Here is a 19680-nt window from a genome sequence, read left to right as displayed (position 1 = left end):
TGCGGATTGCTCCGGAACAACCGGGCACGAATCCTGGACCCGTTATGTAAGTCGGAAGACTTACTTGGCGAAGTCGCGCTTTTCCTTGATCTTCGCAGCCTTACCGCGCAGTGCGCGCATGTAGTAAAGCTTGGCGCGGCGGACGTCACCCTTGGTGACGACCTCGATCTTGTCGATGATCGGGGAGTGCACCGGGAAGGTACGCTCTACGCCGACACCGAAGGAAACCTTGCGCACGGTGAAGGTTTCGCGAACGCCGTCACCCTGGCGGCCCAGGACGAAGCCCTGGAATACCTGGACACGGGAGTTCTTGCCTTCGATGATGTTGACGTGAACCTTGAGGGTGTCGCCCGCGCGGAACTCCGGAACATCGTTACGCAGCGAGGCTGCATCTACGCTATCGAGGATATGCATTAATCCACTCCTGGTGAACGCCACAGGTCATTCACTTTGGGTTACGGCAGACAAGCCCGGGGCACGAAGGCCATCCGAAAATCTCCGCCGAAGTTTCTTAGTGTCCAGCTCTGCCACTGATTGGCATCGCCGGGTTGTCCGACTGTTGGCTGAACTCCCCCTGTGGCAGGTGTCAGCCCAGCAGACACAAGGGTTAATTCTGCCATAGTCGCCACCATCCGGCCAACCGCAACGTTCGACGGCGGGAAGTGACCTTAGTTTTCGGCCTTGCCGCCGGGCCGGGCACGAAGGCGACCATCAACGACGTCGTAGCCGAGGTCCGCGAGGGCCTGCCGGTCAGCGCGACTCAACACACCGGCGTCGAAACCTTCCATAAGATCCGGCCTGCGTTCAGCCGTCCGGCGGAACTGCTCGTGGCGCCGCCACTGGGCAATCTTGCCGTGGTTGCCGCTGAGGAGGATGGGAGGGACGTCGTGGTCCCGCCACGCTGAGGGCTTGGTGTACACGGGATACTCCAAAAGGCCATCCGAGTGTGACTCTTCAACCAAGGATTCCGGGTTGCCAACCACACCGGGAAGGAGGCGCCCGATCGCTTCGACCATGGCCAACACAGCCACCTCACCGCCATTGAGGACGTAGTCGCCGAGGCTGACGGGCCGGACCGTGAAATGATCCTGCGCCCAGTCAATGACGCGCTCGTCAATGCCTTCGTACCGGCCGCAGGCGAAGACGAGTTGATCTTCCTCGGCCAGCTCGTACGCCAGGGCCTGGTTGAACTTCTCCCCCGCCGGCGAAGGAACGATCAGAATCGGCTTGGATCCTTCGCGGGCCGCCGCGACCGATTCCAGGGCTTGCGCCCAGGGTTCTGGTTTCATGACCATTCCGGCGCCGCCACCATAGGGGGTGTCATCCACCGTGCGGTGTTTGTCCGTGGTGAAGGAGCGCAGATCGTGGACGTTCAGTTCCAGCAATCCGTCCTGGCGGGCCTTGCCTATGAGTGATAACTCCAGCGGAGCGAGGTACTCAGGAAAGATACTGACAACATCGATCCTCATTCAGGCATCATCCCCGGCGCCACCCTTGGGATCCTTGGGGTTCTCGTCGTTGATCTCGAAGAGGCCCGACGGCGGAGTGATCAGGATGTAGCCATCCTCAATGTTGACCTCCGGAACGATTTCTTCAACGAAGGGAACGAGGATTTCCTTGCCGTCGGGAGCCTTGACCGTCAGGAGGTCCTGGACGGGCAAGGTTGTGAGCGCGGCGACTGTGCCCACTACCTGCGAACCAACCCGGGCCTCCAGACCCACCAGCTCGTGCTCGTACCAGCCTTCGTCGTCGTCTTCGTCGTCGAGTTCCGCGGTTTCGATGAAGAGCTTCGCTCCCCGGATGACCTCGGCGGCGTTACGGTCTGCGATTTCCTCGAAGCCCAGCAGGAGGATGTCCTTGTTCCACCGGGCACTGCGGATGGTCAGCGGGCCGGCCGAAGCCGGCTCCACCACAAACTCGGTTCCAGCGATGAATCGCTCGGAAGGCGCGTCGGTGAGTACCTGCACCGTTACCTCGCCGCGAATACCGTGCGGTTTGCCGATCCGGGCCACCTGGAGCTGCATGGATTCCTCTGAATTCTTATGTACCGCGCCGCCGGGCAGCCACGGTGATGAAATGGTGGATAAAGCAATCCGGCCCCTCCACCATATTCGGTGAAGGGGCCGGATCTAAGACAAGTAGTGCTGAGCGCGTTACCGGCGACGGTCGGTGTCGACGACGTCGACCCTGACCTGCTCGCCACCAGCCAAAGCTGCAACCACAGTGCGCAGTGCGCGTGCGGTGCGTCCCTGACGGCCGATCACCCGTCCGAGGTCCTCCTGGTGAACACGCACCTCGAGGGATTCCCCGCGGCGGTTGTTCTTGGCACTGACCTTGACATCCTCAGGGCTGTCAACGATCCCACGGACCAAGTGCTCGAGCGCTTCTGCCAGCAACTTACTCAGCCTCGGTGGTCTCTGCTTCAGCCTCGGCCGGAGCCTCAGCAGCTTCGTCCTTCTTGGCCTTCTTGGTGATGGCTTCCGGAATGATGACGGAACCCTTCTCCGGCGCTACGAAAGCTTCCTTCGGAGCTTTGGTCTTCAGGGTGCCTTCCTGGCCCGGGAGGCCCTTGAACTTCTGCCAGTCACCGGTGATCTTGAGGATCGCGGCAACCTGCTCGGTCGGCTGGGCACCAACGGAAAGCCAGTACTGGGCACGCTCGGAAGCGACCTCGATGTACGACGGCTCTTCAGTGGGGTGGTACTTGCCGATTTCTTCAATGGCACGGCCATCGCGCTTGGCGCGGGCATCCATGACGACGATGCGGTAGTACGGTGCGCGCATCTTACCGAAGCGCTTAAGGCGAATCTTTACGGCCACTTTTGTGGTCACTCCTGTTTCTGAAACGAGGTTGAACCCGACGTTCTGCACCCGTGGGGCGGGCCATACTTGACGGTTCGAAGGACAAGATACGAGCACGGAGAGAGGGGCCGCACCGATCGAGTACCTGTCTATTGTGCCAGATGCCCGGAATAAATACGACTTCGACTACGCGGGTGGGCGTGATCTTCCCCACTCCCCCGGTTTAGTACTGAGGCTCAAGCGAACCAAGCCGTCATTCGGACCAGACGTACAGCCCGGCGCGCTCCGCCTTCTCAACGTCCGTTGCGAGGGCAGCCAACTGCTGGACATACTGGCGCGATTTCGCGGCATCGAACGGCATATCGTCCTGCGCGGCCCAGGCGGCAGCGACGTCGTCGAGAACGTTCGCGTCGCCCTCGCTCTCATACGTGAGAAGCTCGGCCAGGGCCCGAACCATGGCCTCCGGGACGCCCAGGAGGGCATCACTGGTGACATCAACCAGGGCAAGCTCATAGTCAGCCCCGGCGGCGTGAACGGCTTGTCCGGCAAGATCGCCCAACTGTTCGACTTCAAAGTCGGTAATGCCGTCAATCCGGACGGCCGGGCCGGTCACATCGGCCCCCTTGTCCAAGGCTGCTGCCCGCTTGAGTGCTTCATCGTGGGTGGCTACAAAGATTTCGGCAAAGCCCATGGAAAGTGCTCTCATTCCTTCGTGCTGACGGGGCGGCGGCACGGAATCCGATAGGCTCCGCGCCGTCTCTACCCAGCCTAGTGCAGCGCAGCGGGCGGGCGGGCAACCGGACAGGCGCAGCTTTTAACGGACCGCGACCCGCAGCTTGTTCCGCCAAGGGTCCTCAAAGTGCAGCTCTGCCCCGGTGTGATGATGCTGCACCCCTGCAACCTTGAGGCGGTCGGCCAGTGCTCCGACATGGTCATGGCCGGGGACTTCGATCAGCACCTCGCCCAGGCCCAGGGTGTCCTTTCGGGGCCCGGCTCCGCGACTGTTCCAGACGTTCATGGCCATGTGATGGTGATAACCGCCTGCGGACACGAACAGCGCCTGTCCATGCCACCCCGCGGTCCGCTCGAATCCGAGTGTCTCCACGTAAAACTTTTGCGCCGTCTGCACATCGCCCACCTGCAAGTGAACGTGCCCGATGCCGGCAGCGGCCTCGAGCTGCCCTGTCACGGCAGCTTCACTCAGGTGCTGCTGCAGGAACCGCTGGGGTGGGAGGGCCACATTGTCCATGACCACGTTCTTGCCGTCCCACTGCCACAGCTCGCGGGGCTTGTCGTAGTAGAGCTCAATGCCGTTGCCCTCGGGGTCGGTGAAGTAGAACGCCTCGCTGACCAGGTGATCGGCGCTGCCCGCAAAAGCGCGGGGTTCATACTCGGCGGCGGTGGCAATGGTGGCGGCCAATGAAGGCTGGTCTTCGAACAGGATGGCCGTGTGAAACAAGCCGGCCTCGCCCCGCCCTGGAATCTGCAGCCCCGCCGCGGGAGCAAGGTGGACCACTGGCTTTCCGACTCGCCCCAGATACAGCCCGCCATCCTGCTCGGCAACCACCTCCAGGCCCAAAGCGCGCTGGTAGTAGTCGCTCATAACCTTCATGTCGCCAACCTTGAGCATGACGGTGCCCATGGTGAGTTCGGCAGGCAGAAGATCCTGACTGATTGAGATGGTCATGTGAAGCTCCCGGTTCTGAGGTGGCCGCGCATCGGCTTCCTTCTACCTCTATAAATTACTTGAAGCTTCAATTTATTCCTAACGGACGACACATCCTCCAAGGACAATGTGCTTCAGATCAGTGACCGTGGCCAGGCGAAGCCGCGGGTCGTCCCTGCACAACACGACGTCGGCCCGGGCACCCTCGCTGATGCCCTGGACTCCCAGCCATGCCCGGGCACCCCACGCTGCGGCGTCCAGGACAGCGACAGGCGGCATACCGGCGTCGTGCAGCTCCATCATTTCGTCCGCAATCCTGCCGTGTTTGATGACGCTGCCCGCGTCGGTCCCGGCATAGATCGCAACGCCTGCCTCGAATGCTTCCAGCACCCGCTCCCGCCGGCGCTCCCACAGACGTGTCATATGGGCTGCGTACCCGGGGAACTTTGGCCCGGCCTGCGCGGCGATATCCGGGAACGTCGCGATGTTGACCAAGGTGGGCACAATAGGGACTGACTGCTCCAGCAACCGCGGAATGTGCCGAGGCAAGAGGCCGGTGGCGTGCTCGATGCAATCGATGTTGGCATCGAGCATGTCGTCGATGGTGTCCTCGGCGAAGCAATGAGCCGTCACCCGGGCACCTTCATCATGCGCGGCCGAGATGGCGTCCCTCACGGTCTTTGCAGGAAACGATGCGGCGAGATCGCCAACGCCACGATCTATCCAGTCGCCCACCAGCTTTACCCAGCCATCACCGTCCCTTGCTTCCTTTCGGACGGTCTCCACCAGCTGCTCCGGTTCAATCTCGTGGCCCAGGCCGCGGAGGTAGCGCCGGCTCCTGGCAATATGCCGGCCTGAACGGATGAGTCGGGGCAGGTCAGTTCGCTGTTGGACCCAGCGCGTGTCGCTGGGCGATCCGCAATCGCGGATCAGCAGCGTTCCGGCGTTACGGTCCGCTTGGGCCTGAGCCAGGGTGGCGTGCTCATCAACCGCTCCGCCAGCCCCTAGCCCGATGTGGCAGTGGGCATCCACCAAACCAGGCAGAACCCACCCCTCCAACACAACGTCCGGCGTGACCGTGGGGCGCTGGAAGGTCACAACTCCATCCACGGACCACATCCCTTCACGCTCCTCGTTCGCCGAGACGAGCACAGGTCCAATGAATTCGATGATGGTGGCCATGGCAAAAGCGTAGCTGGGGTAGCGCTGCAGGGCCCGCTGCATGCATGTGACTGGGCCGCTGTTCGGAGCTGTGGTAGCTTCGTCTACGACCACACGGGGGCCCCTGCAGGGGCTGAGATCGGACTGACGCAGTCTGCGACCGTTGAACCTGTCCGGGTAATGCCGGCGAAGGAAGTGAGTATTCCCTTGAGCACCACAGAAACACAGCACAGCCCTGCCCAAAACGGGACGAACGCGGGCCAAAATGAGGCCATCACGCAGTCGTTGAAGTCCCACTCGCTGGCCTGGTTGGAAGATCCCCGCCATGGCATTCGGGTTCCCGTTACGGAGATCGCCTTGGAACCCTCCCCCAACGGCCTGGCCAACCCGCCTCTACATGTTTACCGGACAGCGGGCCCAGGCAGTGACCCCGTGGTAGGTCTGGAGCCTTTCCGTACCCCATGGATTGAAGCCCGGGCAGACACTGAAGCGTATTCGGGGCGCGAACGGAACCTGCTCGATGACGGTAAATCCGCAGTTCGGCGGGGAGCAGCTTCAGCGGAGTGGAAAGGCGCGCAGCCGGTGCCGCGCCGCGCCGTCGACGGTAAGACCGTCACGCAGATGCACTACGCGAAACAAGGCGTCGTCACTCCGGAAATGCACTTCGTCGCATTGCGGGAGAACTGCGATGTTGAGCTCGTCCGCAGCGAAGTCGCCGCGGGAAGGGCGATTATCCCCAACAACATTAACCACCCCGAATCCGAGCCGATGATCATCGGCAAAGCATTCTTGGTCAAGATCAACGCCAACATCGGCAACTCGGCAGTCACCAGTTCCATAGCCGAGGAAGTGGACAAACTGCAGTGGGCGGCGCAGTGGGGTGCTGACACGGTGATGGATCTTTCCACAGGAGACGACATCCACACCACGCGTGAATGGATCATCCGCAACTCGCCCGTTCCCATCGGAACAGTCCCCATTTACCAGGCGCTGGAGAAGGTGAACGGCGAGGCCAACCAGCTGACGTGGGAGATCTTCCGCGACACCGTGATCGAGCAATGCGAGCAGGGCGTGGACTACATGACCATCCATGCGGGCGTTCTGCTCAGGTACGTGCCATTGACCGCCAACCGGGTCACCGGCATCGTATCCCGCGGCGGTTCCATCATGGCCGGCTGGTGCCTTGCTCACCACCAGGAGAACTTCCTCTACACGCACTTTGACGAGCTGTGCGAAATCTTTGCCCAGTACGATGTCGCGTTTTCCCTGGGAGACGGGCTGCGTCCTGGATCCATTGCGGACGCCAACGACGCCGCGCAGTTCGCCGAGTTGGATACGCTCGCGGAGCTGACACAGCGGGCGTGGGAGTTCGACGTCCAGGTCATGGTGGAAGGCCCCGGCCACATTCCCTTCCATCTGGTGCGGGAGAATGTTGAGCGCCAGCAGGAACTGTGCAAAGGTGCGCCGTTCTACACCTTGGGTCCACTGGTTACCGACATAGCCCCCGGCTATGACCACATCACCTCGGCCATCGGCGCCACGGAAATTGCACGCTACGGCACCGCAATGCTCTGCTACGTGACCCCGAAGGAGCACTTGGGGCTTCCCAACAAGGACGACGTCAAGACTGGCGTCATCACGTACAAAATCGCGGCGCACGCGGCTGACCTCGCCAAGGGACATCCGGGAGCACATGAACGTGATGATGCGCTGTCCAAGGCGAGGTTCGAATTCCGCTGGAGGGACCAGTTCGCTTTGTCCTTGGACCCTGTCACCGCCGAAGCGTTCCACGACGAGACACTGCCTGCAGAACCCGCCAAAACCGCCCATTTCTGTTCCATGTGCGGACCTAAGTTCTGTTCGATGCGCATCAGCCAGGACATCCGCGACGAATACGGTTCCGCAGAATCCCAGGCTGCAATCGCAGGCCTGTATCACGGGATGCGCGAGAAGAGCGAGGAGTTTTTGGCTTCCGGGGGAAAGGTGTACCTGCCGGAGCTTCAGGTCCCCGCGAACCACGGCAGGAGCTCAGGAAGCCTGAGCTGACCTCGCCCGGCCAACATCGGCGATGAACGAGCGGATAGCCTGATCGCCGTCAACGGAATCCTGGGGCCGGTGTCCGCCCGCTGCCACGCGGCGGAGGGCACCGGTTTCCTGGAGGTAGCCTGCAATTTCCTCGTAGAGGGGTTCCCACCCGCCGGTGAGGACCAGGGTGGGGACCCCTGGAACGATCTGGAGCGGCGCCTCCCATGGCGGTGCCTGGAGCCTGAGCCTGCGGGCGGAACGCCGGGCTTCTGCAGTGTCCAGCCCACCCGTTTCAGCAGAGAAAGCCCGGCGGAAATATTCACGCTGGTAATCGGCGTCGTTGAGTTGGGTGCGGGCGTCGAACAGCGGTTCCATGAGTGCCCGGTGGGAACCCGTAGCCGGAAGCTCAGCCGTCAGGGACAAACATGCGGGCTCCACCAAAGTGAGCGAATGCACCAGATCGGGGTGTTCGATTGCTGCCAGCATGGCGGAGATGGCGCCTTGTTCGTGTGCCACAATGTGGCCTCCACCGGAATCAATCAAGGCATTGATCACAATGGCAACGTCCGCCGCCACATTGGATTCCGTGGGTTCGGCGACGGCGTCAAAGCCGTGCCGCCGAAGGAAGAGGGCGTCATAAGCGAGGGCCATGCCATGTTGTTTCGGCCACGCCGCAGCACCGAAACTGCCCAGGCCGTGGACGAAAACTACGCGCTGCTTATGCATTGATTCAGCCTATTCCACGGCTCTAACATCCTAAGGAGCCGGGGGCCCGGCTCCTTAGGACGCACTATCTACTTTCCGAGGAACTTGTCAAAGCCCTTGGGAAGATTGAGCGATGACGGGTCGAAGTCCGCTGCACCCTGACCAAAAGCCGCGCCCGTGGGTGCTGCCGAGGCCGCGTTGGCCCGCTTGGCCTCAGCGTCACGCAGCTCCTGGGCTGCCTTGGCAGGGTTGCCAGAGCGAGCCTTCTTCTTCGGGGCGTTCTTCCCGTTCTTGCGTCCGCCGCCGGGGCCTCCGAGGCCAGGCATCCCGGGCATGCCCGGCATGCCGCCGCCCTGGGCCAGCTTCTTCATCATCTTCTGGGCCTGAGCGAACCGCTCCAGCAGGCCGTTGACCTCAGAGACGTGCACACCGGAGCCCTTGGCGATACGGGCACGGCGGGAACCGTTGATGATTTTCGGAGCCACCCGCTCGTGCGGGGTCATGGAGCGGACGATTGCCTCAACGCGGTCGATCTCTTTTTCGTCGAAGTTCTCAAGCTGCTGGCGGATGTTCTGCGCACCCGGCATCATCATGAGCATCTTCTTCATGGAGCCCATGTTGCGGATCTGCTGCATCTGGGCGAGGAAGTCGTCCAGGGTGAAGTCTTCCTGGTCAGCGAACTTCTTCGCCATCCGGGCAGCTTCATCCTTGTCCCACGACCTCTCGGCCTGCTCGATCAGTGTGAGGACGTCACCCATGTCCAGGATGCGGGAAGCCATGCGGTCCGGGTGGAAGAGCTCGAAGTCATCCAGTCCTTCACCCGTGGAAGCAAACATCACCGGCTTGCCAGTCACGGACGCGACCGAAAGTGCGGCACCGCCGCGGGCATCGCCGTCGAGCTTGGACAGCACGATTCCGGTGAAGTTGACGCCCTCATCGAATGCCATCGCCGTGTTGACAGCGTCCTGGCCGATCATGGAGTCAATGACGAAGAGGACTTCGTTGGGGATGATCGCCTGACGGATGCGGCGGGCCTGATCCATCATCTCGGCGTCGACGCCAAGGCGGCCGGCGGTGTCAACAATCACGACGTCGTGCAGCTTCTGACGTGCTTCCTCGACACCGGCCTTGGCGACGGCCACGGGATCGCCGGCAGGGTGCTCGAGCTCGGACGTAGCACCGGGGTGCGGAGCGAACACGGGGACGCCGGCACGCTGCCCCACAACCTGCAGCTGGGTCACTGCATTGGGGCGCTGAAGATCACAGGCCACCAGCAGGGGGCTGTGTCCCTGGGACTTGAGCCACTTGGACAGCTTGCCGGCCAGGGTGGTCTTACCGGCACCCTGGAGGCCGGCGAGCATGATGATGGTGGGACCGGTCTTGGCCAAACGGATGCGGCGGGTTTCGCCACCAAGGATCTCCTTGAGTTCCTCGTTGACGATCTTCACGATCTGCTGGCTCGGGTTCAGGGCTCCCGAGACTTCGGCGCCCAAGGCACGTTCACGGATACGGCCGGTGAACTCGCGGACCACGGATACTGCAACGTCCGCATCCAACAAGGCACGGCGAATCTCCCGAACGGTGGCATCAACATCAGCCTCGGTGAGGCGGCCTTTGCCACGAAGGTTCTTGAAGGTTGCTGTCAACCGGTCAGAGAGTGAATTGAACACGCGCCGTGCACTTCTTTCGATGGTCTACGAATGGCGGCCAATGCGGCACGCCATAGTCCTGATCATTCTTGCCCCGGCAAATAGCTCTCAGCCAACAAATCTGTTTCGACTACGGGACTCGACTATCTAGGGTACCAAGTCGCACCTGCAAGATGGCATGCTGGCACAGTGACCAGCAAAACAACTGTAAAAACGTTGCTCATCCTCGGCGCGTCCGGGGACCTCACAGGCAGGCTGCTCCTGCCGGGCCTGGCCGGCCTACTGGCTTCCGGCCGGGCGCCCGGACTTCGTTTGGTGGGGGCGGGCTCTGACCCGTGGTCCCCTGACCAGTGGCAGGAACGGGTCACCGGTGCCTTCGCTGCGGCGTCAAGCGCGGCCGACACCGAAGGCCGCGCTGCGCTGGCTGCCGTCGCCGAATCCACCGAATACCATCAGGTGGACGTCACCGCAGACGGACCGCTGGCCGGGCTTTTGGCCCAACTGGAAGGGCCGGTGGCCATCTACTTCGCCTTGCCGCCCCACGTCAGCCAGAAGGCCTGCGAGGTTCTCCACCCGGATCAGCTGCTCCCGGGAACGCGATTGGTGATGGAAAAACCGTTCGGCTCCGGAACGGAGTCTGCGCACCAGCTCAACAAGACTCTTGCCGCGCTGGTCCCCGAAGACCACATCCACCGCGTGGACCACTTCCTGGGCAAAGCGACAGTACTGAACATCCTAGGCCTTCGTTTCGCCAACAGGTTCCTGGAGCCCGTGTGGAACCGGGACCACATCGAGAAGGTAGAGGTCATCTTTGATGAGGACCTGGCCCTTGAGGGCCGGGCCCGGTACTACGACACTGCCGGCGCCCTTCGCGACATGATCCAGAGCCATCTCCTGCACATCATGGCATTCCTGGCCATCGACGCCCCGGCCACCATCGAAGAACGGGACCTGCGTGATGCCGTGGCTACGGTCCTGCGGGCCAGCAGCATCAAAGCCCCGTACAGCGGCTCCACACGCCGCGCCCGATACACCGCGGGAACGCTGGGGGAACGGACGGTGCCGGATTACGCTGCCGAAGAAGGCGTGGACGCTTCCCGCAGCACCGAAACCCTGGCCGAAGTCCGGGTGGAAATCGACAACTGGCGGTGGAAGGGTGTCCCGTTTATCCTTCGCTCCGGCAAGGCCCTGGGACACCGGCGCAAGGAAGCCGTGATCACCTTCCGCCCTGTCCCCCACCTGCCCAAGGGATTCTCCGGCGTGGACTCTCCCAACCAGCTGCGGATCGGCTTCGGTCCGGATGTACTCCAACTCGACGTCGATGTGAACGGCCCCGGCGACATCTTCACGCTGGACCGCGCAAGCTTGGTGGCCCAGCTCAACGCTGCAGGAATGCTTCCGTACGGTGAAGTGCTGGAAGGCATCCTCAACGGCGATCCGTTGTTGTCAGTTCGGGGTGATACCGCCGAGGACTGCTGGCGGATCATTGAGCCCGTCCTCCGGGCTTGGGAATCTGGCGACGTCCCGCTGGAAGAGTACGACGCCGGCAGCGCGGGCCCGGCGGGCTGGCCCACCGACGTCGTGGACTAAAGCCAGAGTAAACAGCGCAAGCGGGCCGGGTACCTTTCAGTGGTACCCGGCCCGCTTCTTGTTGATCATGGGACTTAGATTGCGGCCGCGCCGCGCTCCCCGGTCCTGACCCTTACTGCTTCATAGACATCCACGGTCCACACCTTGCCGTCACCGGCGCGGCCTGTGTTTGAGCTGGCGATCAGGACATCCAGGATGTCGTCTGCCTGCTCGTCCGTGGCGAGGACCTCGATCCGGATCTTCGGCAGAAGATCCACGTTGTACTCGGCACCCCGGTACACCTCGGTGTAGCCGCGCTGGCGGCCGTAGCCGCTGGCCGCGCTGACCGTCAGACCCTGGACCCCGTATGACTCGAGGCCTTCCCGGACTGCTTCAAGCTTTTCGGGACGGACGATCGCTGTGATGAGCTTCATGCCTGGACACTCTCCTTGCCTTCAGCGGGCGTCTTGGTTGCAGCGGGGTCGGACTTTCCTGTCACGGCATTGTGCAGTGGCTGGAAGCTGCCACCGTGGCCGTTGACTCCGAACTCGTAGGCCGTCTCAGCGTGGAGGCTGAGGTCCACGCCAACGTTCTCCTGCTCCGTGGAGACCCTGAAGCCCATGGTCTTGTGGATGGCGAAGGCAATGATGGCCGTCATGACTGCCGAGAAAGCAATCGCTATACCGGCTGCTGCGAGCTGTGCCCACATCTGGGCCATGCCGCCGCCGTAGAAGAGACCGCCACCCACTCCGTCAGTGGACTTGGCAATGAAGCCAAGGGCCACGGTGCCGATGATGCCGGAAACGAGGTGGACGCCTACAACATCCAAGGAGTCATCGAAGCCCCAACGGAACTTCAGGCCGACCGCCAAGGCCGAGGCAACACCGGCGACTACACCCAGGCCGAGGGCACCAATGGGGTCCACGTTTGCGCAGGCCGGGGTGATGGCAACCAGACCGGCTACAACACCGGATGCTGCACCGAGCGACGTCGGGTGGCCATCACGAATGCGTTCGGTGATGAGCCAGCCGATCATGGCTGCCGCAGGGGCTGCCAAAGTGTTGATCCAGATCAAGCCCGCCTGCTCAGCGGTGGTAGCTGCGCCACCGTTGAAACCAAACCAGCCGAACCAGAGAATTGCAGCGCCGAGCATTACGAAGGGGATGTTGTGCGGGCGGTGGTTCGGGTCCTTGCCGAAGCCACGGCGGTTTCCAATGATGAGAACCAGGACGAGTGCCGCCACACCGGCGTTGATGTGCACCACGGTGCCACCCGCGAAGTCGATGGCCGGGCCAAGAGCCTTGCCGATTGCGCCTTCGGGGCCGAACAAGCCACCACCCCAGACCATGTAGGCCAGCGGGCAGTAGACCAGGGTTACCCAGACCGGAACAAAGATGCTCCAGGCGCCGAACTTGGCGCGGTCGGCGATGGCGCCGCTGATGAGGGCAACGGTGATGATGGCGAAGGTTGCTGCGTAGCCAATCTTGATCATCGCGTCCGGGGTGGTCTCCACTCCGGCCAGACCGAAGGCAGCGAACGGGTTACCCACAACCTGCATGAAGCCTTCGCCCGAGCTCATCGAAGCGCCCCACAGCACCCAGACAACCCCGACGATGCCGATGGAGATGAAGCTCATCATCATCATGTTCAGGGCTGCTTTGGCGCGTGTCATGCCGCCGTAGAAAAATGCCAGACCAGGTGTCATGAACAGCACAAGCGCCGCCGCCACCATGACCCATACGTGACCTGCGGTAAGTTCCATGGTGCACGTTCCTCTCTTGCTAGATCTGCGGTTCAACCGCTGTCCTGACGCCGTTTGCGTCCTGCTTAAGAGTTTTGTGCCGCCGTGTTTCACCTGCGCAGGTTTTACATTGCGGGCTCGTTACAACAACCTCCCCAACGTAAATGGTGCATATCCCCGGTGTTACGGATATGTTTCAGGCGTCGGACTTCACCGGAAATACCCGGTTTTGGACCACATGCACCTCTATAGCCCCCGAAGTATCACCCAGAATCTCACCTGAAGGACCAGCACCGTATGACCGAGTCGCCCAGATCCGTCAAAGCCCCAAGGATCAGGCCGGAGAAGACTCCCCTTCCGCGCGATATCAAGGTGATGTTGGCTGCGGCGTTCCTGATCGCGTTGGGCTTTGGCCTGGTGGCCCCGGTCCTGCCGCAGTTCGCCACCACCTTCGACGTCGGCGCCACTGCTGCCGCCGTCATTGTGAGTATCTTCGCGTTCATGCGGTTGGTCTTCGCACCTGCAGGCGGCGCCTTGATCGGACGGTTCGGCGAGCGGAACGTCTACGTCACCGGCTTGCTGATCGTTGCAGTCTCCACCGCGGCATGCGCCTTCGCGCAGGACTATTGGCAGCTACTGATCTTCCGTGGTCTCGGTGGAGCCGGCTCGGTGATGTTTACAGTTGCCGCTATGGGACTGTTGATCCGTCTGGCGCCGCCCGAGCGCAGGGGTCGCGTGTCCGGTGCCTACGCCTCGGCATTCCTGATAGGAAGTGTTCTGGGTCCGGTAGTGGGTGGTTTGCTGGCGGGCTTCGGCCTCCGGGTACCCTTCCTTGCCTACGCAGGAGCGTTGTTGGTGGCCGCCTTGGTGGTGCGCACCATGCTCAGCGGTGAAGGAAATGAAGCACGAGAGACCGCACCTGCCCCGGCCATGACCCTCAAGGAAGCCTTAGCTGACTCTGCCTACCGCGCCGCCATCTTCTCAAGCTTCGGCAACGGCTGGGTGACGTTCGGCGTCCGGATGGCCACCATCCCGCTGTTCGCCGTTGCTGTCCTGCAGTCAGCGCCCGAGACCGCAGCATGGGCGCTGGCCATCTTTGCCGTGGGCAACGCCCTTGCCCTGACGTTCAGCGGGCGGCTCGCCGACGCGTGGGGACGTAAGCCACTGCTGATCCCCGGTTTGGTCATCACGGGCACGGCCACCGGCGTCATCGGGCTCAGCACTGATCTGACAGGATTCCTCATCGCTTCCGCGGTGGCGGGTTTCGGCTCTGGATTGCTGGGCCCGGCGCAGCAGGCCGCCGTCGCCGACGTCATCGGCCGCGGCCGCTCGGGAGGGAAGGTACTGGCGATCTTCCAAATGGCGGCTGATACCGGGGCGATCGTTGGTCCGATCGTGGCCGGGCTGCTGGCCGACCGCCTCGGCTACGGCTGGGCGTTCGGCATCACCGGAGGCGTGCTCCTCCTCACCGCCTTAGCCTGGCTGCCGGCGCGGGAGCCTTCGAAGCACTCCCCCGCCGGCCACAACGCTAGTTGAGCAGTGCGTCCACGAAGCTTTCTGCGTCGAACGGTGCGAGGTCGTCCGGGCCTTCACCCAAGCCAATAAGCTTCACGGGGACACCCAGCGACTTCTGGATAGCCACAACAATTCCGCCCTTGGCAGTTCCATCCAGCTTCGTCAGCACGATGCCGGTGATGTTCACTACCTCCGCGAAAACACGGGCCTGGTTCAGGCCGTTCTGTCCGGTGGTGGCGTCCAGGACCAGCAGGACCTCGTCCACTTCGGCCAGCTTCTCAATGACCCGCTTGACCTTGCCGAGTTCATCCATCAGCCCGGTCTTGTTTTGCAGGCGTCCCGCCGTGTCAACCATGACGACGTCCACCTCCTGGTCGATGCCGGCTTTCACGGCTTCGTAGGCCACAGAAGCGGGATCGGCGCCGTCGATGTCGGACTTGACCGTGGGAACACCCACGCGCTGGCCCCACGTGGCCAACTGCTCGGCAGCAGCAGCGCGGAAAGTATCAGCGGCGCCCAACAGGACGTCCTTGTCTTCAGCTACCAGCACCCGTGCCAGCTTGCCCACTGTGGTGGTTTTACCAACGCCGTTCACCCCAACAACAAGCACGACGGCGGGACGGTCGCCTTTGCGCTCGACGTTCAAGGAACGGTCCATCCCTGGATCAACCAGCTTGATGAGTTCCTCTCGGAGCATCGCCTTGACGTCCTCCGGGCTCCGGGTACCCAGCACCTTCACGCGCTCACGCAGGGCGTCCACCAACTGCATGGTGGGTTCTGTGCCAAGGTCGGCCAGCAGGAGGGTTTCTTCTACCTCGTCCCACACGTTTTCGTCGATCTTGTCGCCCGACAACAGAGCCAGGAGACCCTTGCCCAGGATGTTGTTGGACTTGATCAAGCGGGCGCGAAGGCGGGTGAGCCTGCCTTCCACCGGCGCCGGAGTGTCAATGGCGATGGTTTCGAGCCCGGCAGCGTCATCCGGGACATCCGTGTCCTGCACAGCGCCGTCGAAGGTGGGAGCCGGCGCCTTCACCGCATCCGGACGGTCCTCCACAAGCGTTCCGCCGCCTGCTGCCGATGACTGGACGGGATCGTTCGCGTCGCGTGTTCCGGGGTATTTGGCGCCGGTCTTCCGGGCTTTCATGAGTACCGGCACGAGTCCGCCGACCACTACGAGCGCAGCGAGAATGGACAGAATTATGGGTAGGAAATCGTTCACTCCCCTACCTTCTCATAAAGCTACGCCCCGGCACCGAGCCTCTGGCTGATGACGGTTGAGACGCCATCGCCCCTCATCGTCACTCCGTAAAGGGCATCTGCCACTTCCATGGTGCGCTTCTGGTGTGTAATCACAATCAACTGGCTGGACTCACGCAGTTCTTCGAAGATGGTGATGAGCCGGCCCAGGTTGGTGTCGTCCAACGCCGCCTCCACTTCGTCCATGACATAGAACGGCGAGGGACGTGCTTTGAAGATGGCCACCAACAGCGCCACTGCCGTGAGCGAGCGCTCCCCGCCGGAAAGCAGCGAAAGCCTCTTGATCTTCTTGCCCGCCGGCCGTGCCTCCACTTCAATCCCGGTATTGAGCATGTCGTCAGGGTCAGTGAGAACCAACCTGCCTTCACCGCCGGGAAAGAGCCTGGCGAAGACGTGGTCGAATTGGGCTGACGTGTCAGCAAAGGCCTCGGTGAAAACCTGCTGGACACGGTTGTCCACCTCTTTGATGATGTCCAACAGGTCCTTACGGCTGGACTTGAGGTCCTCAAGCTGCGAGCTCAGGAACTGGTGCCGTTCTTCCAGGGCGGCGAACTCTTCCAAAGCAAGAGGGTTCACCTTGCCCAGAGCGGCGAGCTCGCGCTCGGCCTTCTTCAGCCTCTTCTCCTGCTCTGCCCGGACGAACGGAATCCCTTCAATGATGGCGTCGCCGTTTTCATCAACGGGCGCCCGGAGTTCAGCCCACTTATCTGTGGTGGATCCAGGTGGCAGCGGAACTGGTTGATCGGGGCCATAATCGGCAAGGAGCTGTTCAGCTGAAAGTCCCAGTTCGTCAATGGTCCGCGCTTCCAAGGCCTCGATGCGTAGCCGCTGCTGTGTCCGCGCCATCTCATCCCGGTGCACCGAATCTGTCAGTTCGGCAAGCTCCCGCGCCAAGGCGTCATTGCCGGAGCGGACCTCTGCCAGTTCCTTCTCCAGCTGCTCCCGCTTCTGTTCGGCGAGGTCACGATCATATCCGGCCAGTTCCACGGAAACGTCGATGAACCTGAGCGTCTGTTCCACCGCTGACGCGACCGCCGCCGCGCGCTGCGCCTGCGCGCGGCGGCGTTGCGCGCGTCGGGCGGCCTCTTCACGGGCACGGCGTTCTGTAGCCGCTGCCCGTTCAAGCGATGCCGCCCTGTTGCTGATGGCTCCCAACTGCTCTTCCGACGTCCTCAGCGCGAGCCGGGCCTCGGTTTCTGATGCCCTGGCAGCCCTGGCTTGGGCAGCGAGTTCGTCCCGCCGATCCGTGGACGGCTCCTCATCCGGAGCTTCCTGGGCCGCCGCAAGACGTTCGGCAGCGACTTCCAGGTCCAGTTGGGCCTCTGCGATGTTGGCTTCGGCTTTGGCCATGGACGCAGCGAGCCTTTCGCTTTCGCCAACGGCACTGCGAAGGACAGAGTTGAGGTGACCCAGGCGCTCAGCTACGGCGGCAAGGCGGGCGTCGGATTCATGCAGGCGCTCCAACGCAGTGTCTGCGCGATCCTGAGCCTCGGCACGGCGCGCTTGAGCCCCAGCAAGGGTGAAGCGTCCACGTTCCAGACGGGCCGTGACCTCCTGAAGCCGGGCAACGGCGTCGTCCACTGCCGCCTGAACTTCCAGCAGCGACGGCGCGCTGGCCGAACCTCCCGTGATTGTCAGGGAAGTCAGGACGTCTCCCTCGCGGGTAACGGCCCTGATGTCGGGCTGTTCGGCGAGGAAAGCCGCCGCAGCCTCCACATCATCAACGACGGCGGTACGGGCCAAAAGCCCCAACGCGCTTTGGGCAGCTGGATCAGTAATCCTGACAACGTCGGCTGCCCAACGACTACCTGCGGGCAGTGCGGGGTGTGCACGGAGGCCCTCCCGTGCGGTGCCGCTTCCGGCAAGAAGCAGTGCTGCCCGCCCGGCGTCGTCATCCTTCAGTCGCCGGATGGCTGCCAGGGCACTGTCGGTATCGGCAACCACCAGGGCGTCCGAAGCGCTGCCCAAGGCGGCGGCCACGGCAGCCTCGTATCCCGGCTCGATGGTCACCAAAGCAGCCAAAGGTCCGAGGACGCCTTCGGCGGTCAACAAGCTTCCGGACCCGTCCTTGCGGTTGAGCCCAAGTTGAAGGGCATCGCGTCGAGCCACCAGGGCGTCCCGCTCACGGACAGCTTCCCGTTCAGAGGCTTTCAGCTCCTCGATTTCCCTGCTGACTGCATCCAGGACGTCGTTGGCATTCTCGTACTCGGCGTCCAGGCTTTCTTCGCCGTCTTCGACGCCGGCCACTTGTGACTCCAGTGCAGTGAACTCGCTCTGCGCCGTGCGACGCCGATCATCACCGGCAGCCAACGATTCCCTGAGGCGACCACGTTCGGCCTCGGCAGCTTCAGCCCGGGATCTGGCTGCGGCCACCTGGCCCGCTAACTTGGCCAGCCCCTCCCTCCGGTCGGCGGCAGCCCGCAACATGGCGGTAAGGCGCTTGTCCTCCGCAGCGGCGAGCGCCTCAGCCGAGTCCTTCGTGACCGTTGCCTCCAAGAGAGCCGCCTGCTTGGCGAGGATGTCGTGCTCAAGGGAGGCCTGTTCCTCACGAACCCGGGCAGCCTGGCGCTCAAGGTGTTCGGGGTCGCGTCCAGTATCCGGTGTGGCCTCCACCGAACCCAGAAGCCTCCTGCGTTCGGTAGCCAGGGAACCGAGTGAGCGGAGCCGTTCCCGGGTTGCTGAAAGCTGGTACCAATCCTCGCGTGCGGCGTTCAGTCGTGGCGTGGCCTCGGCGGCTTGCTGCTCCAGTGCAGCTTGGCGTCGCCTCCCCGTGCCAAGCCCTGCCTCAACCACGAGGCGGCGCTCTTTGAGGGCAGCCTCGTCAGCAACGTCTTTTTCAAGCGTGGTTGTCAGGTGAACGAGGTCATCCGCCAGGAGTCGGGCACGGGCATCCCGGACGTCGAACTGGACTGTTTGGGCGCGGCGGGCTATCTCCGCCTGCTTGCCCAACGGAGTCAGTTGCCGCCGTATCTCGGCCGTGAGGTCTCCGAGCCGCGCGAGGTTGGCCTGCATCGCTTCGAGCTTGCGGACAGTCTTTTCCTTGCGGCGGCGGTGCTTGAGAATTCCCGCCGCTTCTTCAATAAAGCCGCGCCGGTCCTCGGGAGTCGCATGGAGCACGCGGTCCAGTTGGCCCTGTCCCACAATGACGTGCATTTCGCGGCCCAAGCCGGAATCGGAAAGGAGTTCCTGGATGTCCAAGAGCCTGCAGGGTGCGCCGTTGATGGCGTATTCGGACCCGCCCGTGCGGAACAGGGTCCTGGAGATGGTCACTTCGCTGTACTCGATGGGGAGCGCGTTGTCTGCGTTGTCGATGGTCAAGGCAACATGTGCCCTGCCCAGCGGTGGCCTGCCCGAGGTACCTGCGAAGATGACGTCTTCCATCTTGCCGCCGCGGAGGGTTTTGGCGCCCTGCTCTCCCATGACCCAGGCCAAGGCATCCACGACGTTGGACTTGCCCGATCCGTTGGGACCGACGACGGCGGTGACGCCGGGCTCAAAGTCGAAGGTCGTGGCCGACGCAAACGACTTGAATCCTCGGACAGTCAAACTTTTCAGGTGCAAGGCGCTTCGGTTCTCCTGGATGGCCCGGG

Annotated in this window: 17 protein-coding genes and 1 riboswitch; of the genes, 3 read left to right on the top strand and 14 right to left on the bottom strand. The window is 62.8% G+C overall.

Annotated features, from left to right (window positions below; translation table 11 throughout):
* Positions 1 to 60 precede the first annotated feature (60 nt).
* From rplS to AR689_RS08275, 8 genes are all read right to left on the bottom strand, one after another.
* Positions 61 to 414 (bottom strand): 50S ribosomal protein L19, encoded by a 354-nt coding sequence (gene rplS / locus AR689_RS08310; protein WP_014922079.1) that lies wholly within the window; start codon positions 412 to 414, stop codon positions 61 to 63.
* Positions 415 to 668: 254 nt separating this feature from the next.
* Positions 669 to 1469, bottom strand: coding sequence for a tRNA (guanosine(37)-N1)-methyltransferase TrmD (gene trmD, locus AR689_RS08305; RefSeq protein WP_062068985.1), 801 nt, complete (start codon positions 1467 to 1469; stop codon positions 669 to 671).
* Complete coding sequence (gene rimM / locus AR689_RS08300; protein ID WP_062068983.1) at positions 1470 to 2024, bottom strand: ribosome maturation factor RimM; 555 nt, start codon at positions 2022 to 2024, stop codon at positions 1470 to 1472.
* Between the two features lie 129 nt (positions 2025 to 2153).
* Complete coding sequence (locus AR689_RS08295) at positions 2154 to 2396, bottom strand: RNA-binding protein (RefSeq protein ID WP_011775119.1); 243 nt, start codon at positions 2394 to 2396, stop codon at positions 2154 to 2156.
* 1 nt (position 2397) lies between these two features.
* Positions 2398 to 2820, bottom strand: coding sequence for a 30S ribosomal protein S16 (gene rpsP, locus AR689_RS08290; protein ID WP_024817151.1), 423 nt, complete (start codon positions 2818 to 2820; stop codon positions 2398 to 2400).
* 235 nt (positions 2821 to 3055) lie between these two features.
* Positions 3056 to 3508, bottom strand: coding sequence for a hypothetical protein (locus tag AR689_RS08285; RefSeq protein WP_062068981.1), 453 nt, complete (start codon positions 3506 to 3508; stop codon positions 3056 to 3058).
* Positions 3509 to 3616: 108 nt separating this feature from the next.
* Positions 3617 to 4489: a VOC family protein gene (locus AR689_RS08280; protein ID WP_062068979.1), complete on the bottom strand. Its 873-nt coding sequence runs from the start codon at positions 4487 to 4489 to the stop codon at positions 3617 to 3619.
* Between the two features lie 78 nt (positions 4490 to 4567).
* Positions 4568 to 5650, bottom strand: a complete 1083-nt coding sequence (locus AR689_RS08275) for an amidohydrolase family protein (protein ID WP_062069655.1) — start codon at positions 5648 to 5650, stop codon at positions 4568 to 4570.
* 83 nt (positions 5651 to 5733) lie between these two features.
* A riboswitch (TPP riboswitch) is annotated at positions 5734 to 5841 on the top strand.
* On the opposite strand from AR689_RS08275, the gene thiC reads away from it, so the two are divergent.
* Entirely contained in the window at positions 5837 to 7675 is a 1839-nt protein-coding gene (thiC, locus tag AR689_RS08270; protein WP_062068977.1) for a phosphomethylpyrimidine synthase ThiC, read from the top strand. It overlaps the preceding riboswitch by 5 nt.
* Here the strand turns inward: thiC and AR689_RS08265 are convergent.
* Positions 7658 to 8380 (bottom strand): alpha/beta fold hydrolase, encoded by a 723-nt coding sequence (locus tag AR689_RS08265; protein ID WP_062068975.1) that lies wholly within the window; start codon positions 8378 to 8380, stop codon positions 7658 to 7660. The genes thiC and AR689_RS08265 overlap by 18 nt on opposite strands.
* Before the next feature lie 68 nt (positions 8381 to 8448).
* Complete coding sequence (gene ffh / locus AR689_RS08260; protein WP_062068973.1) at positions 8449 to 10029, bottom strand: signal recognition particle protein; 1581 nt, start codon at positions 10027 to 10029, stop codon at positions 8449 to 8451.
* A 168-nt stretch (positions 10030 to 10197) separates the two neighbouring features.
* Between ffh and AR689_RS08255 the strand changes: the two genes are divergently transcribed.
* Positions 10198 to 11598, top strand: coding sequence for a glucose-6-phosphate dehydrogenase (locus AR689_RS08255; RefSeq protein ID WP_062068971.1), 1401 nt, complete (start codon positions 10198 to 10200; stop codon positions 11596 to 11598).
* A gap of 74 nt (positions 11599 to 11672) precedes the next feature.
* Here the strand turns inward: AR689_RS08255 and AR689_RS08250 are convergent, their stop codons facing one another.
* A complete protein-coding gene (locus AR689_RS08250) occupies positions 11673 to 12011 on the bottom strand; it encodes a P-II family nitrogen regulator (protein WP_011775128.1) in 339 nt (112 codons plus the stop codon).
* On the bottom strand, positions 12008 to 13339 hold the full coding sequence (locus tag AR689_RS08245) for an ammonium transporter (protein WP_062068969.1): 1332 nt from the start codon (positions 13337 to 13339) through the stop codon (positions 12008 to 12010). Before AR689_RS08245 ends, AR689_RS08250 begins: the two co-directional genes overlap by 4 nt.
* A gap of 276 nt (positions 13340 to 13615) precedes the next feature.
* Between AR689_RS08245 and AR689_RS08240 the strand changes: the two genes are divergently transcribed.
* Positions 13616 to 14854, top strand: a complete 1239-nt coding sequence (locus tag AR689_RS08240; RefSeq protein ID WP_062068966.1) for an MFS transporter — start codon at positions 13616 to 13618, stop codon at positions 14852 to 14854.
* Here the strand turns inward: AR689_RS08240 and ftsY are convergent.
* Positions 14847 to 16052: a signal recognition particle-docking protein FtsY gene (gene ftsY / locus AR689_RS08235; protein ID WP_062068964.1), complete on the bottom strand. Its 1206-nt coding sequence runs from the start codon at positions 16050 to 16052 to the stop codon at positions 14847 to 14849. The genes AR689_RS08240 and ftsY overlap by 8 nt on opposite strands.
* A gap of 20 nt (positions 16053 to 16072) precedes the next feature.
* Complete coding sequence (gene smc, locus AR689_RS08230) at positions 16073 to 19651, bottom strand: chromosome segregation protein SMC (RefSeq protein WP_197412848.1); 3579 nt, start codon at positions 19649 to 19651, stop codon at positions 16073 to 16075.
* Between the last annotated feature and the right edge of the window lie 29 nt (positions 19652 to 19680).

Origin of the sequence: Arthrobacter sp. EpRS71 (assembly GCF_001512285.1) — a bacterium.
Taxonomy (GTDB): Bacteria; Actinomycetota; Actinomycetes; order Actinomycetales; family Micrococcaceae; genus Arthrobacter.
This window is presented reverse-complemented; position numbering and strand designations above follow the sequence as displayed.